Annotated in this window: 1 protein-coding gene; it reads left to right on the forward strand. The window is 68.2% G+C overall.

The features are described 5' to 3' along the window. The first annotated feature begins 237 nt into the window (after positions 1–237). The gene (locus Aco03nite_RS52375; RefSeq protein ID WP_203810768.1) at positions 238–1440 is read left to right on the forward strand and encodes an IS110 family RNA-guided transposase; all 1203 of its coding nucleotides are present in this window, start codon (positions 238–240) and stop codon (positions 1438–1440) included. The last annotated feature ends 17 nt before the right edge of the window (positions 1441–1457 follow it).

Here is a 1457-nt window from a genome sequence, read left to right on the forward strand (position 1 = left end):
GTTACCTTTTTCAGGTCCCCGTAGGGGACGCTCGGTCGCCTGGTCCGGCATGACTGCCTGCCCCTGTCGTTCGCATGATCCGGGGGGTGTTGTCACCGGGCCGGGTGGCGCCGATGGACCGCTGATAAGGGACATGACCACTCGTCAGGTCGGGTTGGTCTCTTCGTAACGTGGCTGCCGGCAGTCGACGCCAGACAAGCGCGACCGGGATAGGTACCGCTGTCGCGGGGAGGCGATGTGCACGACGGCTACCAGGTGTTTCTCGGTCTGGACGTAGGCAAGGACGGTCATCACGCCGTCGCCTTGAACCGCGACGGCAAGCGTCTGCACGACGCCCCTCTGGTCAACATCGAGGCCCGGTTGCGGCAGGTGTTCGACAAACTCGCCAGGCACGGTGCAGTGCTGGTCGTCGTTGACCAGCCCGCCTCGATCGGAGCCCTGCCCGTCACCGTCGCCCGAGCCGCCGGGCACCAGGTCGCCTACCTGCCCGGCCTGGCCATGCGCCGCATCGCGGACCTGCATCCCGGCAACGCCAAGACCGACGCCCACGACGCCTTCGTGATCGCCGACGCCGCCCGGACCCTGCCCCACACACTGCGCCGGGTCGACGTCGGTGACGACACCCTCGCCGAGCTGGAGGTCCTGGTCGGCTTCGACGACGACCTCGCCGGCGAAGCCACCCGCACCGCGAACCGCATCCGGGGACTGCTCACCCAGATCCATCCCGCACTCGAACGTGTCCTCGGCCCGAAAGTGCAGCACAAGGCAGTCCTGGAACTGCTGTCGCGATGCGGTGGGCCTGCCGGACTGCGCCGCGCGGGCCGGTCGAAACTCGTCGAGATCGTCCGCCCGAGAGCCCCGCGGATGGGCGAACGGCTGATCGAGCAGATCCTCACCGCCCTCGCCGAGCAGACCGTGACCGTCCCCGGCACCACAGCAGCCGAGACGATCCTGCCCAAGCTGGCCGACAGCCTGCGCGAAGTCTTGCGCCAACGCGACGAGCTGGCCGTCGAGGTCGAACGGATGCTTGATGCCCACCCTCTTGCCGAGGTCCTGACCTCGATGCCCGGCATCGGGGTCAGGACCGCAGCCCGGATCCTCCTCGAAGTCGGTGACGGCACCGCCTTCGCCACCTCAGGCCATCTCGCCGCCTACGCCGGCCTCGCTCCGGTCACCCGCCGCTCCGGCACCAGCATCCGCGGCGAACACCCACCCAAAGGCGGCAACAAACAGCTCAAACGCGCGTTCTTCCTCGCTGCGTTCGCCTCACTGTCACACCCACCATCCCGCACCTACTACGACCGCAAAAGAGCCCAGGGCAAACGCCACAACGCCGCCCTCATCTGCCTCGCCCGCCGCCGCGTCGACGTCCTGTTCGCCATGCTCCGCGACCGCCAGCCCTACCAAGCCCGACCTACAGACCACGCCCTTGCCGCTTGACGAAAACCATAGGGACA

Origin of the sequence: Actinoplanes couchii (assembly GCF_016862075.1) — a bacterium.
Taxonomy (GTDB): Bacteria; Actinomycetota; Actinomycetes; order Mycobacteriales; family Micromonosporaceae; genus Actinoplanes; species Actinoplanes couchii.